Annotated in this window: 14 protein-coding genes; 12 read left to right on the plus strand and 2 right to left on the minus strand. The window is 43.1% G+C overall.

The features are described 5' to 3' along the window. Nucleotides 1-24: 24 nt before the first annotated feature. Nucleotides 25-2,736 (minus strand): S-layer homology domain-containing protein, encoded by a 2,712-nt coding sequence (locus PUW25_RS04360; RefSeq protein WP_274338155.1) that lies wholly within the window; start codon nucleotides 2,734-2,736, stop codon nucleotides 25-27. 450 nt (nucleotides 2,737-3,186) lie between these two features. On the opposite strand from PUW25_RS04360, the gene PUW25_RS04365 reads away from it, so the two are divergent. The 9 genes from PUW25_RS04365 (at nucleotide 3,187) to PUW25_RS04405 (ending at nucleotide 9,309) form a co-directional block, all read left to right on the plus strand. Then, a complete protein-coding gene (locus PUW25_RS04365) occupies nucleotides 3,187-3,525 on the plus strand; it encodes a hypothetical protein (protein WP_274338156.1) in 339 nt (112 codons plus the stop codon). Nucleotides 3,526-3,544: 19 nt separating this feature from the next. Next, nucleotides 3,545-3,937, plus strand: a complete 393-nt coding sequence (locus PUW25_RS04370) for a hypothetical protein (RefSeq protein ID WP_274338157.1) — start codon at nucleotides 3,545-3,547, stop codon at nucleotides 3,935-3,937. A gap of 58 nt (nucleotides 3,938-3,995) precedes the next feature. Beyond that, entirely contained in the window at nucleotides 3,996-4,496 is a 501-nt protein-coding gene (locus tag PUW25_RS04375) for an NUDIX domain-containing protein (RefSeq protein WP_274338158.1), read from the plus strand. Nucleotides 4,497-4,649: 153 nt separating this feature from the next. After that, the gene (locus PUW25_RS04380; protein WP_047913365.1) at nucleotides 4,650-5,429 is read left to right on the plus strand and encodes a phosphotransferase family protein; all 780 of its coding nucleotides are present in this window, start codon (nucleotides 4,650-4,652) and stop codon (nucleotides 5,427-5,429) included. A 228-nt stretch (nucleotides 5,430-5,657) separates the two neighbouring features. Then, complete coding sequence (locus PUW25_RS04385) at nucleotides 5,658-6,263, plus strand: nucleotidyltransferase family protein (RefSeq protein WP_274338528.1); 606 nt, start codon at nucleotides 5,658-5,660, stop codon at nucleotides 6,261-6,263. Nucleotides 6,264-6,394: 131 nt separating this feature from the next. After that, on the plus strand, nucleotides 6,395-7,579 hold the full coding sequence (locus PUW25_RS04390) for a foldase protein PrsA (RefSeq protein WP_274338159.1): 1,185 nt from the start codon (nucleotides 6,395-6,397) through the stop codon (nucleotides 7,577-7,579). Between the two features lie 215 nt (nucleotides 7,580-7,794). Then, nucleotides 7,795-8,271, plus strand: a complete 477-nt coding sequence (locus PUW25_RS04395; RefSeq protein WP_274338160.1) for a GNAT family N-acetyltransferase — start codon at nucleotides 7,795-7,797, stop codon at nucleotides 8,269-8,271. Between the two features lie 95 nt (nucleotides 8,272-8,366). Next, nucleotides 8,367-8,765 (plus strand): VOC family protein, encoded by a 399-nt coding sequence (locus PUW25_RS04400; RefSeq protein WP_047913369.1) that lies wholly within the window; start codon nucleotides 8,367-8,369, stop codon nucleotides 8,763-8,765. 106 nt (nucleotides 8,766-8,871) lie between these two features. Continuing rightward, entirely contained in the window at nucleotides 8,872-9,309 is a 438-nt protein-coding gene (locus PUW25_RS04405; protein ID WP_047913370.1) for a hypothetical protein, read from the plus strand. 599 nt (nucleotides 9,310-9,908) lie between these two features. Here PUW25_RS04405 and PUW25_RS04410 read toward each other — a convergent pair. Next, complete coding sequence (locus tag PUW25_RS04410; protein ID WP_205054035.1) at nucleotides 9,909-10,991, minus strand: GntR family transcriptional regulator; 1,083 nt, start codon at nucleotides 10,989-10,991, stop codon at nucleotides 9,909-9,911. Between the two features lie 370 nt (nucleotides 10,992-11,361). Between PUW25_RS04410 and PUW25_RS04415 the strand changes: the two genes are divergently transcribed. From PUW25_RS04415 to araA, 3 genes are read left to right on the plus strand one after another with little or no spacing between them, the layout of a single operon-like run. Then, entirely contained in the window at nucleotides 11,362-12,966 is a 1,605-nt protein-coding gene (locus PUW25_RS04415) for a xylulokinase (RefSeq protein ID WP_205054034.1), read from the plus strand. A 16-nt stretch (nucleotides 12,967-12,982) separates the two neighbouring features. Continuing rightward, nucleotides 12,983-13,678, plus strand: a complete 696-nt coding sequence (locus tag PUW25_RS04420; RefSeq protein ID WP_047913373.1) for an L-ribulose-5-phosphate 4-epimerase — start codon at nucleotides 12,983-12,985, stop codon at nucleotides 13,676-13,678. Nucleotides 13,679-13,735: 57 nt separating this feature from the next. Next, on the plus strand, nucleotides 13,736-15,157 hold the full coding sequence (araA, locus tag PUW25_RS04425) for an L-arabinose isomerase (protein WP_090726354.1): 1,422 nt from the start codon (nucleotides 13,736-13,738) through the stop codon (nucleotides 15,155-15,157). The last annotated feature ends 131 nt before the right edge of the window (nucleotides 15,158-15,288 follow it).

The raw sequence follows: 15,288 nt of genomic DNA on the forward strand, positions 1-15,288 counted from the left end.
TTCAGCCCTTAACTATTCTATTTATTATTTTGCTGTAACATGGGCAATGACACGATCCTCATTATAAGTGACAGTCACGTCATAACCATCCGCAGTTACACGATCAAATTGACCTTTAACTCCAGCGGCAGTAATTAATGTAATATCTTTAGAACCCTCAATGTTATAGTTAGATAGATCCAGATTCAGGCTTCCCCCAGCAAGATACAGCATTTTGCTGACATGGATCTGACTGTTGTCATTATCCATCACCATTTCTAAGGTTCCGTTGTCCATGGTAAAGTTTCTGTTCAGTTTCAATGCTCCATCGGTGGTAACCATGACCGTTCCATTCTCCACATACAGATCACCGGTACCAAATGCGGTCGCAGACTGGGCTTCCAGTGTTCCTCCTTGAAGCAAGGTTCCGCCAGAATAGGTGTTGTTTCCTGTCAAAGTAAGGGTTCCCGATCCCTTCTTCGTAAGCATGCCAGCGCCACTGATATTATTTCTCCACCAGTCTTGTGCGTTAAAGCGTCCTTCTGAAGCGTCCATATTCACGGTTACATTGTCCAAGAACGCGCCGTATCCATCCGCAGCGGTAACGAGATCCAGTCTGCCCCAGCCGTTTGATTCGTCCAGTACAGGATAACCGGAGTCAATGGATGTTGTATACAATACTTCTCTGCGCTGTTCATCGGTTAAATAAGGCTGGCGCGTTTCAAGTAGAGCTTCTGCGCCTTCTGGCACTTCCGGAGCGAGGCCTTTGATTCCAGTTTGAGGCAGGCCGTAAGTAAGCTTCTCTCTGTAGAAGGCTTTATTGGCATCATGATCTGCCCATTTGGTCTCATCATATGCACTCTGGAACGTGTAATCCTCTGTCACGGTATGCGCATAGTCGTACAGGCTCATGTTATTCGCGGCTGCGGCTGCGCCAAATACTTCTCCTGCATTGTCATATGCCTTCTCTAACAATTCTTTGTTCTCTTCCTTATTGAATGCATAGGCCGTCATGGCGGTAGCTTGAATTCTTGCACCGATGACATCAAGCGGTGAGTGCATTCCGGTTACGATGCGATTCTCACCCATTTGGGCTGCTCTGGTCAAAAATTCAGCGTAACGTTCTGGCGTAGCGTAGGCAAAAGGTAATACGGATAAGTACGATGCACTTGTATGTCCGCTTGGAAAAGCACCATCTTTCCCTTGTCCGTCCTCAGCTTCTCTTCTTACATAGCTCAAGGCAGGAATAACCTCAACTTCGGTTTCGTACGATTGGAAATGTCTTTCGCCGGTTGATTTTGTTCCGCCTGAAGGCAAGGGCTCATCTGTAGCTTCACCTTTACCGATTGTTTCCCAAACAGCCAAACCATTCTGATCGACGACCTCTTTAACCTCTCCGTTTGAGTTCATTCTCCACGGTCTAGGCGAAGAGTAGAAGTATTTAGAAGGATTAGATGAGGCCGGGATTTTGAAACGAACTAAATCAACTAGAGCAACCATATCTGCAAGCTCAGTATTGGCCCAATCGCTGCCGATTCCCTGGCTTTGGTCTTCTGTCGTGGTTTCTGTCAAGACGACATCCATGTCATCGATGCTTCGTTCAACACTAGTCGTTGGCTTGATGATATCTACATAAGTGTTAGCCAGAGGGCCGAATCCGTCGATCATACTATAGATCTTATCTCTTTGGTCATCATAATAAGCTGCAAGTGCTTCTTCTTTGGTACGATTTTGCGTGACATCTTCTACATATTTAATGTTCGCAACCCAAGTTGCCTTATTTCTGATCTCGACATTTGCATAGGTTTTGTTTTCTGCAACGACAGCAGCTGCATCATTTTTAAAACCGTCAAAATATACGGTCGGCCCGTCACCGTAATTCGCAACCTTGCCGTTGGCCCCAGGGACAGTTAAGGCTGTTCCATTTCTCCAGGCTGGTTGGTTCAAGGACCATACCGCATCAAAACCGTCCAGAATTTGAATGAATGGATTCGTTGCGGCCGTGTTCTTTAAGGTGTCGTCCGCTGCATTGTCACCATGTCGCACTGCAGATAAGGAGGCTTCATCCGCAGGAGGGGCAACATTGAGCTGATTTGTCGTTCCTACCGGTTTAGATGGTTTGGTACCCACTTGAGTATTCGAATCTACAGCATTAACCAGTATTTCGACGGCTTCGGCACGTGTGATCGAATGAAGAGGTTTAAAGCTGCCATCTTCATAACCGGATATCATTCCCGCCGCTGCCGCTGCACCTACAGCTCCTTTGCTCCAATCTGCAATGGTGGATGAATCGCTAAAGGCATCCGCGGCTTGCTCATTATCCTCCAAATTCAGAATTCCGGCGATGATCACTGCTGCTTCTTGCCGGGATAAGGAATTTTGCAGCTTCATCGTTTGATCCGAGTACCCGCTTATATATCCAGCGGCGCTGGCTGCAGCCACGGCGTCATAGTACCAGGCATCCACAGAAACATCTTTGAAGTTAATCTTGTTTTGTCCTGAATATCCAAAAGCAGCATTGACTAAATTTATAAACTCGGCTCTAGTGATGGATTTGTTCGGTTTAAAGGTACGGTCCAAATATCCTCGAACCAATCCTTGATCGATCCAAGCTTGAATTTTTGCTTCTGCCCAGTGTCCCTTAATATCGGAGAGCTGAACCTCCGGGCTTGCTGCGAAACTTTGACCTGCTAACGACGAGCTTGCCATAGATAACATGAGAAGAAATGCGAGTGATTTTTTTGATTGTTTTTTCATAGCCTGCAACTACACGCCCCTATTCTTGATCGTTGAAATTTTTCTACATGCATCCGCAAATGAGTGAGAAAGTGTCCATTTCTGATGCCTGTTACGCCGTAACTTTAGCATTTTGGGGACTCAGACAGATATAGAACAATTTCCGCTTTATATCAAAATCGTACGATTTGGATGTTTTATGACTCAAAAAATAGAGAAATTCGTACATTTGTAAAATCGACTGTAGTGATGTGTAAACTGAGAGCAAAGAAAGTACTAACATTGGGGATGAAGGATGCAGCATGCGTGATTAGATAAACATCTAACTGGATGTATAGCTATTAGATCGAACTGGCGGGAAGGATAGTTAAAAAATGAATAGAATATAGGAAGAGACCAACGACAACTGATTAACATATGCAAAATACCACATGAGAAATGGTGATCAATAATTAAGGAGGCCAATATAATATGGTCAATGACAAATACCTAAGACTTGCTCCTTCCTTTTTGAAGAAAGATCTAGTTCAGTTCTCATTTCAATTATTGATCCCGGCGATCATCGGAGTTATATACGGATTTATGATAAATGATGAGACTACACGTGAATATATTAACCAAGCATTACCGAGTCAAGCTGGACCTGATCTTCATCAATATTTGCCCCTTGTGATCGCTGTGTTCGTATACTCCTACTTTACTCAAAAAAAGCAAAGAAATCTTCTGAAAAGAACGATATTGATAGGGCTTCATATTTTCATCGCAGTACTAAGCTTTATTTCTTCTCTTGTCTTTTTGCTAATGTTGTAATCACTAGGAGGAATATCTCTTGAAAATTAGAATGCAAGAAGCGGATGAACTGTTACTCGTTTATATCTATTTCTATGAACGCGAAGAATATATCGAGCTCAATAATGGAGGAGAGTCAGATAAAGAGTGCTACTTATTGTTTGATGAAGATAACGACTGGATAGGTATATCATTAGAAAGTGAAAATATGATCAAGGATCACATCGAAATACATAATGGGTTTATAAACTTTGCTGGTAATGAATGGACGGTTCTTTTTGAGCAAGGTCTTCAAATCCACAATAAAGTGAAATATGAATGCATTACAGATTTGCACGATCATTTTTATACAGGAATTGAGTTGATTCTGGTGAAAAGTATTGTTCCAAACATTAGTCATGCAACAAATTTATTGAGAATGAGTCAGATCTAAATTCATAGTCAAGTATAAACATAAGCTCAATTATATATCACCTGTGGGAGGGGAACTTGTGGAAGTCAGACAAATGGCAACAGCATTCTTGATTCATAAAGAGCATGTATTGATGATGAAAAAGGCTAATAGTAAAATTTTTAACTTTGAATTTTGGGGTGGTATCGGAGGGCATCTTGAGCATGAGGAACTAAACTTTCCGATGAAAGCAAGCTATAGGGAAATTGAAGAGGAAACAGGATATAAAGAGAACGAAATAGAGAATTTCACCCTGAAGTACATTTTAATAGAAGAGAGTCATGGTGAACTCAGGCAACAATACGTTTATTTTGGCGAGACAGCCCATAGGAGCTTTATTCCTTCGGTTGAGGGAGAATTGTATTGGATTCATAAGAGTGAACTATTAAATTTGAACATCTCAAAAGCCATCAGGTTTACTATTCAGCATTATCTTGAAAATCCTGATCTGACTAATATTTGCGTTGGAGTAGTTACAGCTGATGAAGCAGAAGTTTCGCTTATTCAATGGTCTACTGTTAAACCTACATCCTCCTTCTGAATGATTATAACTCTTCGAAAATAATCAACTAAAGGGAAAGTTAATCCACAATAGCTTTTTCATTACGTAAGTGCTTTACAACATCTTTTTTTAGATTTAAATTAGATAGATATCAAATTAGAATATTATGTAATTATAAAAAGGAGATAACCCATGAATATAGAGGATATTCCTGCTCAGCTTGTAGATCTAATCGGTGAGATTCGCAGCATCTCATATCCAAAGCAGGGTCATACTTCACTTGTCGTGAAGATCGAAACGCGTGATCACCAGTTCGTGATTAAGAAGACAGAGCATGACTTATTTAACGAATGGTTATCAGATGAATATGCAGCGCTGCAATATCTTTCGACTACGGGTCTGCTTGTTCCAAGCACGTATGCTTTCCATGTGGAAGGCGATTCAAGATGGCTGCTCATGGATTACATAGATGGAATAAGCTTGAGACATTTCTTGAGCGATCAACCTAACCACAGGGATCGAGAAGAAGTGGTGTCTCAATATGGTGCATGCCTAAGGAGAATTCATGAATGTCCATGTCCTGGACCATTACATAAGAATGATCCGCCCTGGATCGATTCGATGCTTATGAAAGCCAGATACAATCTAGCTAATTATAATATAGATGGAACAGAAGAACTGCTCAAGCGACTAGATAGGAATAGACCACTACCGATAAAGAATACGCTGATTCATGGTGACTTCCATACGAATAATGTATTAATTAAAGACAATAAGGTATGCGGCATTATCGATTGGCCCAGAGCAGGCTATGGTGATCCACGATTTGATATGGCACTGGCGATTCGTCCGAAGCAGGGAGTATTTGATCAAGCGAGGGATAAGGAAGTCTTTTTGGAGTCCTATGGCAGGTTAAGGATAACGGAGGAAGAGTATAGCTATTTTCAGGAAGGTATATATCGGTTTTTCTAACAAGAGAGCATTGATAGAGTACAGGCGCTAGTGAGTATAACTATCGAGATTTGCTTTTCCGTCGGTGCAAAATTTCTTTATAATGATATATGGATCTACAAGTTGACTGTACCCTCTGATATGTTTTTGTATAAAATGTATAAGCTTGTACCAAGTTTTCTAGAATGCTCTTGATTCTTAACTCAAGAAAGGAAAGGTGTATATTCGGTGACTACGCCAGCACAGCTTATGAACGTTATTGAATTGATCGCTAGAGCCTTAAATGCGGAAGGTGTCCGATATGTTTTTGCAGGTTCTCTCAGCTCTTTTATCCAAGGATGTGAAATCATGCCAGGAGATATTGATATTCTTGTATCCAAGCCAGAAGATGTCCATAAAATTGGAAAGATTTTTGAAGAGTTTCTTACTAAGGATGAGAGCTTAGATGAATTAAACACATCAATGGAGGACTGGTACTCATCGGCTTCTACTCCTACTAGGACGTTTACCGATTTTTCTAAAAACCATTGGACCTTTGCCCGCCTTGTCGTGCATGGAATTGAGTTTGAAGCTGCATGCATTCAGCCACCAGAACATATTGAATACATCCCTGGCTCGGGCTTCTGGGAAAATGGACCGCATGTATGGGAACACATCGTTTCAGTCCCTTATAAGGATATGATGCTGCCCGTCATTCCATTGGAGATCCAGCTTGAGACCAATATGAACCGGAATCTAGAGGATAGAATCTACAAAATTATTAGTATTTTTCAAACGGAGGGTTATAACGAAGAATTAGTCGGCTATGCTTTAAATGAGAAGAATAGATTGAGGTTAAAGGAAATTTTGACATAAAAGAAGTGCATATTATGGTATCTGATTCGAATCTATAGATTTTTTATGTTATTTTAATGTTTTATTTTTGAAATCCTTTATATTTAATAAAAGGTCATGATATGGAAAGACACGAAGGGAGTTTTAGTTTAATGGATAACAACAAACCATCGCGTTTCGACAATGAGGAAGAGAAGCAGAATTCTTTGCAAGAAGAGAAAGAAATACAGCAAGGAAGTGAGCCTGCGACGGAATCGGAATCACAGCTGGAATTGCAATCTGAGGTACAGCCGGTAACAGAGGTGGAAACACAGCCGGAAGCAGCTACAGACCCAGAGATGCAGAAGGATCAGGCAGAGAACGAAGAGCAGCCAGCAGCCAAAGGAAAGAATAGTGTAGTCTGGATGGTGATATCGGGAGTTCTTGCAGCTGCACTGATTATTGTGCTTATATATCCTCCGTTTGGAGGCGGTAAGGAAGCTGTTGCATCTGTGAATGGTACAGACATTTCCAAGGACGAGCTGTATAACGAGCTTGTGACACTTGGCGGACAAGCGACGTTGGAGAACATGATTACGATGGAGCTTGTCGATCAGGCAGCGACTGATGCTAACGTGACGGTTACAGAAGAGGACGTAAATGCCGAGCTTGAAACGTTGAAGACGCAATATGGCGGTGAAGAAGCATTTAACTCGGCACTTGCTCAATCTGGAATGACACTTGACGCTCTTAAGAAAAATATGGATCTTCAAGTGAAAATGCGTAAAATTCTAGAGCCGCAAACCGAAGTAACAGATGAGCAGATCAGCACTTACTATGAGGAGAACAAGGCGTCCTTCGCTACACCAGAGCAAGTGAAAGCTTCTCATATTCTCGTTGAAACTAAAGAAGAAGCAGATGCGATCAAGAAAGAGCTGGATGGTGGAGCAGACTTTGCAACACTGGCAAAGGAGAAATCTACAGATACGGCTTCCGCAGCGAATGGCGGCGATCTCGGATTCTTTGGTGAAGCAGATATGGTAGAGCCATTCTCCAAAGCAGCTTTTTCTATGGAAATAAATGAAATCAGCGATCCAGTGCAGTCGGATTATGGTTACCACATCATCATGAAGACAGATCATAAAGAAGCAACGAATCCAACACTGGAAGACAAAAAAGAAGAGATTCGCACAATATTGGTGGATCAACAAATCGGTGAGCTCAGCTCCACTTGGATGACGGATCTGCGTTCCAATGCCGAGATCTCAAATACACTTACGCCAGCAGAGGAAAGTACAGATGCGGCTACGGAGTCCACTGATTCCACTGAAGATACAGGGGCCACAACAAACGAATAATCGGTAACGATAGGTTACATGAAAAAATAAGCAGCCGATGCAATGAACTTCAGTTCAATTGCATCTGGCTGCTTTTTTCTGCTCTAAAAAAGACATGGATACATAATAGGAACTGAAAAATTAAATATAAGTCTATTACTTTTTTTGAGGATTATGTATATTATTCATGCGACCGCGGCGCAGTAAATTTACCGAATGGAAGGAAGAGTTCTTACATGATTACACTCAGAAAAATTACACTTGAAAACCGACGTGAAATCTTCAATCTGGAGGTAACAGAGGATCAGCGCCGCTATGTAGCCTCCAACCTGTCTAGTGTGGCTTCGTGTTATGTGCTGGCTACGAATGGAGGGCATCCATTTCTTTTTGCCATTTATGCGGATGAACTGCCGGTTGGTTTTGTATTAATCACTTATCAGATAACGGGGTACGAGCTCCCGAGTATTGCAGAAGACAGCTACTGTATCCTGAAATTGATGATGGACACGCGTTACCAGAACCAAGGGTATGGCCGAGAAGCGATGAGACAAATCCTTGAGTTTATCCGTACCTGCCCGGCAGGACCAGCACGGTATTGCTGGATCTCTTATAAGGCGGAGAACACGGCAGCGAAAAAACTGTACGAAAGAGCAGGCTTCCGCGATAACGGTGAGGTCGTGGAAGGGGAACAGGTTACCGTATTGGAGCTCTAACACGCATTATTGTTAAGTATATGGATTAGTGCTACTGCACACACTTTCTTCTACTTTGTTATAATAAATTTCACCATGCTGTAGGAGGATACGATATGAAGCCGAAAATAAATATTATCACCTTGGCGGTAAACGATCTGGAACGGTCGATTGCTTTTTATAAAGAGGGATTGGGCTTGCCGACTGAGGGTCTGGAGGAAGGTGCCGACCACATTATATTTGATATGGAAGATGGGATCTCCTTAGTCTTATTCCTTCGTTCCGAACTGGAGGAGCTTAATACTTCCAGCTCATTAGATCTTGGCTCCAAAGTCATATTGAGTCACACGGCGGAGAACAAGGAAGAAGTCGATTTCATACTACAAAGCGCAGTGGAATTTGGTGGAGAACTGCTGCCTCTTCAGCCGAAGGAATACGATTGGGGCTATTCAGGACACTTTAAAGATCTCGATGGACATATTTGGGAGATCGTAAGCTTTAATTTCTTGGAATGAAACTGTAAGAGCTGTGCCTCAGTAACTTAAGGATATATTACAATACGGCTATTCTAGTCCTCTTTTAAATATAGAGGACTAGAATTCGTGCAAAGGGAGGGTTTTAATGATTAAAGTTTTTGGATATTCTGTGGTCTCTATTTTACTTATCATGTCATTAATTGGCTGCAATGGGAGAACAACTGATGGGGCGGGCGAGTTGTTACTGACTAATGAAATCGATTCTAACTTGGACAAGGTCAATAGGATTGAAATAATATATAGTGATGGAAACGAAATTAAGATAGAGGATCCAAAAGATATTGAAAGAATAGCTAATTTCTTACGCTCTATTAAACTCAATCCTGTAAAAGAAAGCAATGTAGGTTACCTATATAGATTGAAAATCATTGAAAATGATAATAAAATTGAGTTAAATAACACAGTGAAAATTGACAACAAGTATTACTCTCCTATTGGAGATGAAATTACGGAGCTTAATCGATTTATAATTAATAAGGGACGCGAAAAGTATCCAGATCTCTTGTCTGGAATAGATATATAGTTAATTTAAAATAAAATGAAATACTATCAGCGAGATCCTAGATAGCTAGTAATCAATAAAATTCTTTTAAACAGAACGAATGTTTGGGTATATTGCATTAAGACTGGTAAAGACGGCAAGTGTATTAAGGAAGCATTGTTGTTGCTTGAAGATAAAATCTTTATCAACTGGGAAGACAAATTAATCTTACTTTATTTGATCCTTTTATATGCAACGACTGAATAAAAAGTAGACCATCATTTATTTGATGGTCTTTTGTTTTGCAGTGTTCTTTTGGATACAAAACTAGGAAGCTTGGTTATGTAACGAGCGTAAACATCTTTGCTTTTTACATAATTTAGAGAATGATATCTAGGTAAGTTTCTAAGATCCTCTTCTGTAAATAGGTAAAGTTCACTTTTTAATTCATCAAAATTCTTATTGTCTGAACTAGCCAAAATCAAATGAACTATTTGCTGAGCGAATTTCCTCGTGCACGAAATTCAACTACATAAGATAATGCGCGCTGAAATAGGTTTAATAATGAATTTTGTCATTTGAGACAGTTTTACATGTTAGGAATTTTTATTCCAACTGTATTAATTCCAGTTATACCCCATTTATCGCTTCTGAACGGTTTCACCGTAAACAAGCTCGGGCTGATAGTACGTGCTGTCCGGCAAGTCTCTTTTGCCTTGTAATTTCCTAATGATCCAGTCGGCGGCGTCGCGTCCCATCGTTTCCTGAGGGTGAGTCAGCGTCGTTAACTGGATGTTCGCATTCTTGGCAATATAGGAGTTGTCCTGACCGATGATGGATAGCTCCTCCGGAATTGAGATTCCCAATTGTCTGCACGCATGAACCACTTCAAGACCAACCTCGTCGTTATAGCAGACGATAGCGGTCAGTACTTCTCTATTTACATCCAGGTATTCCTTCAGGTTGCTCGATAGCGCCTGCTTCGTCTCCGTATCAAAGGAAAAAACGAGCTCCGGGTGAAAGCGTAATTTGGCTTCTCCAAGTGCTTTGATATAGCCCTTCATCCGATACTTTCCTTGCAAATCATCCATTTTGGAGATGAGTCCGATCTGAGTGTGTCCGTTCGATATCAATTCTTTGGTCGCCAGATAGCTCGATTGCACGTCGTCGAGGCACAGAAAAGGGACATCAATCTCTTCGTAATAGGCATTAATCATAATAAAGGGGATGTCCTGTTCCTTAAATGACAGGTAATATGCAATATTCGGGTTGTACAGATTGCTCTTGGTAGGCTCAATGATCAGTCCGTCCACACCGTAGGAGAGCATCATCTCCAGCGCCTTTTTCTCCTGTGCCACATCATTGTTGGTGCTGGCCAGCAGGAGTGAATAATTGTCCTCATTCAGTCTGCTCTCAATCCCGCGAATGATAGAGGGGAAGATGTAGTCGGAGATGTAGGTTGTGATGACACCGATCGTCTTTTTCGTAGAGCCCCCGCCTGTTCTCATCCGATACTGGTTGCTGACATAGGTGCCGGATCCTTTTTCACTCCGCAAAAAACCCTCGTTGGATAGCTCCAGGATCGCCTTCCGAACCGTTTGTCTGCTGACCTCATACATCGATTGCAGGGAAGATTCCGTAGGAATTTGTTCTCCTACACCGTAGTCACCGGATAGTATTTTACTCTTTATATCATCAATGATGACTTGATACTTTGGTTTCATGTAACTCCTTCTTCCATACTTGTTCGCTATGTTAATCGTTCTTTTGGTAAATTTGTATGTACAAATTATAGCATGATTGTGAAATAAATAAAGAGACGGGTCCATTACAGATGATTTTATGCTGTTTTTATGAAATACAGGAATGTTTTATGTATAATTGTAAACTCATACCAGATGGCTGCTATGCAGAACTAATATGAAGATTTAAGAAATAAGGCACAAAAATATATTATGTCCATATTTGTATGCATATATAACTAATAATATTGACAAATGTACGTACAAAAAATATACTAGACCTGTCAATTTAGAAAGCGCCTTCTTACAATGATCTTATTAATGAAGCGCTGCCAGAGAGGTGACCAAGGTAATGTCGAGTCAAGTAAGCATCGAACAAGCGATTGCTAAGGGAGAAACGTCGCTTGGTATTGAGTTTGGATCCACACGGATCAAAGCCGTTCTTATTGATGGGCGGTTTCAAACGATCGCTTCTGGAAGCTACGAGTGGGAGAATCAGCTGAAGGATGGTTTTTGGACGTACAGCCTGGATGACATTATTACAGGTCTGCAAGAGGCTTACCGCGAGATGAAGCAGGAGGTTGAACGGAATTACGGAATCACTCTCCAAACGGTCGGTTCGATCGGATTCTCTGCGATGATGCACGGATATATGGCTTTTGACGATTCAGATAAACTGCTAGTCCCGTTCCGGACCTGGCGCAATGCAACAACAGGTGCGGCGGCGAGAGCATTGACGGAACAATTCCAGTTCAACATTCCTGAACGCTGGAGCATTGCTCACCTCTATCAAGCGATATTAAATGAGGAAGAGCATGTACCTCAGATTCGATTCGTAACGACATTGGCCGGATATATACACTGGCTGCTCACGGGAAACAAGGCGCTTGGCATCGGTGATGCGTCAGGCATGTTCCCCATCGATGAATCTACGCAAAATTATAACGAATCCATGATCCAGCAGTTTAATGAGCTGGTTGCAGATAAAGGCTATCCGTGGAAAGTGAGCGACCTGCTGCCTAAGGTGTATTCTGCAGGCGAAGCAGCAGGTGTGCTGTCCGAAGCGGGTGCCAAGATATTGGACCCATCACTAGATTTACAGCCAGGCATAGCTCTATGTCCGCCGGAAGGCGACGCGGGAACAGGGATGGTCGCGACGAACAGTGTAAGAAAGCGCACGGGGAATGTCTCGGTGGGCACATCTGTTTTTGCCATGATCGTCCTGGAGAAGGATCTGTCCAAGGTTTACCCGGAGATCGATATGGTTACGACGCCAAACGGCAGTCCAGTGGGTATGGTTCATGCGAACAACTGCTCAAGTGATCTCAACGCATGGCTCGGATTGTTCCGTGAGTTCTCTGAAGCAGCCGGGCAAAAGGTGGATACAGAGAAGCTGTACAGCGTACTGCTGAACAAAGCACTGGAAGCGGATCCTGACGGCGGCGGATTGCTGAGCTACGGCTATTATTCCGGTGAAAATATTACAGGTCTTGAAGAGGGTCGCCCGCTGTTCGTCCGTTCCCCGGAGAGCAAATTTAATCTCGCGAACTTCATGAGAGTTCACCTGTTCACTGCATTTGGCGCTCTAAAAATCGGGATGGACATCTTGACGAAGGAAGAGAATGTCGCGATCGACAGCATCCTGGCTCATGGCGGACTGTTCAAGACGCCGGTCGTCGGCCAGAAAATGATGGCAGCCGCACTTAACGTGCCTGTGTCGGTTACATCGACGGCCGGAGAAGGCGGAGCTTGGGGGATGGCAGTTCTCGCTTCATATCTCCTAAACAAGAACGGCGAAGAGAGCCTGGAAGATTTCCTTGATAAGAAAGTATTCAGCGATGTGGAAGAAGAAGAGATTCATCCGGATGCAGCGGATGTGAAGGGCTTTGAGGTCTTTATCGAGCGATACAAGAAGGGGCTTGTCATTGAGCAGGCCGCTGTGGACAATTTAGTGTGAAATAGGAGGGACCAAGGTGTTAGAACAACTGAAAGAAGAAGTGTTCCAGGCAAATCTAGATTTGCCGAAACAAGGACTTATTAAATATACATGGGGTAATGTTAGTGCTATCGATCGGGAGAGCGGATTATTCGTCATCAAACCGAGCGGTGTCAGCTATGAGACGATGAAGGCCAGCGATATGGTCGTTGTGGATCTGGATGGCAATGTGGTTGAGGGAGAACTGAGACCTTCTTCTGATACACCGACACATGCCGTGCTATACAAGCACTATGCAGAGATCGGCGGCATCGTACACACGCATTCCATGTGGGCAACGGTCTGGGCTCAGGCTGGACTTGATGTACCTGTGATGGGAACAACGCATGCGGATACATTCTACGGATCCATTCCATGTGCACGTTTCTTGACCCAGGAGGAAGTGGATCGTGGTTACGAGGCGGAGACAGGTCGTGTCATTATCGAGACCTTCGAGCAGCGTGGTATTGATATCATGTCGATCCCGGGTGTATTGCTCCAGGGACATGGACCTTTTACTTGGGGCAAGGATGCCAAGTCCGCGGTGATGAACAGTGTCGTGCTGGAGGAAGTATCGAAGATGAATCTATTTGCGAGAGAATTAAACCGCTTCGCTCCAGAGCTGCCACAGCGTATTCTTGACAAGCACTATTTGCGCAAGCACGGTAAAGACGCTTATTACGGACAGAAGTAAAGCAGGGGGCAGAGCCCAATATTATAAAATACAACTTATAGAAAAGAGGATGAACATATGTCAGCAGCAGCAAAACAATTTTGGTTTGTCGTAGGTTCACAGCACTTGTATGGAGAAGAAGCTCTATCCGAAGTGAAGGCACATGCACAGGAAATGACAGATGCGCTCAATAACAGCGGAGTATTGCCTTATCCGCTTGTACTGCAGGATCTCGCAGTCAGTGCAGACAAAATTACAAGCATTATGAAGGAAGTCAACTATCGTGACGAGGTTGCCGGCGTAATTACCTGGATGCATACGTTCTCACCTGCAAAAATGTGGATTCGTGGAACGAAGCTGCTGCAAAAGCCTTTGCTTCACCTGGCTACACAATATAACGAGAGCATCCCTTGGGCAACTATTGACATGGACTTCATGAACTTAAACCAGGCAGCCCATGGTGACCGCGAGTATGGATTTATCAATGCACGGCTGAACAAACAAAATAAAATTGTAGTTGGCTACTGGGAGCGTCCTGAAGTGCAGCAGCAAATTGCAGATTGGATGGACGTCGCTGTTGCTTATAACGAGAGCTTCAACATCAGAGTAGCCCGCTTTGGCGATAACATGCGTAACGTTGGTGTTACGGAAGGGGATAAGGTAGAGGCTCAAATCCAATTTGGATGGACAGTGGACTACTTTGGCATCGGCGACCTTGTGCAAGTGGTCAATGAGGTAACTGAAGAAGAAATCAATGATTTGTTTAGTGAATATGCGGAGCTGTACGAATTTGACTATGGTACTTACAGCAAGGAAGATTGGGAAGCCAGTGTCAAAGTCCAAGCCAGCTATGAGATTGCCCTTAAGCGTTTCCTCGATCAAGGGGGATACAATGCCTTTACTTCGAACTTCGAGGATCTGCATGGCATGAAGCAGCTTCCAGGTCTTGCAGTACAGCGCCTGATGGCCCAAGGCTACGGCTTTGCGGGTGAAGGCGACTGGAAGACAGCTGCCCTGGATCGTCTGCTCAAAGTCATGAGCCATAACGAGTCAACCGGCTTTATGGAAGATTACACTTATGAGCTCGCGGCAGGTCAGGAATCCATTCTTCAATCCCACATGCTTGAGGTAGATCCAACACTGGCGGTTAACAAGCCTAAAGTTGTCGTTTCTCCACTGGGTATCGGCGATCGCGAAGATCCAGCACGTCTTGTGTTCGATGGCAAGGCAGGAGAAGGGGTTGTCGTATCGATGGCTGACTTCGGCACACATTACAAGCTGCTCATTAACGAAGTATCTTTGTTCGAGCCAACAACGCCTGCGCCTAAGCTTCCTGTTGCCCGTGTGTTGTGGAATGTGAAGCCGAACTTCCAGGATGGCGTCAAAGCGTGGATTGAGAACGGCGGCGGTCACCATACCGTTGTATCCTTGAACCTCACCACCGATCAGATCATAACCTATGCGAAGCTTGTGAATTTGGACTATGTTGTTATTAAATAAGAAGCTTGCAATGATTAGCTAGAACTAATGATGCAAAAATACCCAAATAGAATTGAGGGATCGGCAGTATGCCGGTTCCTCTTTTTTTAATGCAAAAGAGCGGATTATAACAGGAATGGAACGAAACCTTT

Origin of the sequence: Paenibacillus urinalis, from assembly GCF_028747985.1 — a bacterium.
Classification (GTDB): Bacteria; Bacillota; Bacilli; order Paenibacillales; family Paenibacillaceae; genus Paenibacillus; species Paenibacillus urinalis.